1 protein-coding gene is annotated in these 228 nt (G+C 40.4%); it reads right to left on the reverse strand.

Going from position 1 to position 228, the window contains the following annotated elements:
* Positions 1-228, reverse strand: a 228-nt coding sequence (locus SCA31_RS25920; protein WP_410699805.1) for an anion permease, incomplete at both ends; no start/stop codon positions are given.

Here is a 228-nt window from a genome sequence, read left to right on the forward strand (position 1 = left end):
CATGGCTAATAACATTGGAGGAATTCCTACTGCAACACCAACTCCGAGCAAAGCTGCGTACATTGCTGCAACATGAGCCGTAGCACTCGCGAAAATGTAATGACTGAAAAAATACACCAAAATAATTACAGGGAAAGCAACCGTCCATGTCATATGTCCGATTTTAACCTTAATTAAATCACTAAACCATCCAATAAATCCCAATTCGTTGAGTGAACTCGCCATCAT

It is taken from the genome of Chryseobacterium sp. SIMBA_028, from assembly GCF_046535285.1.
Classification (GTDB): domain Bacteria; phylum Bacteroidota; class Bacteroidia; order Flavobacteriales; family Weeksellaceae; genus Chryseobacterium.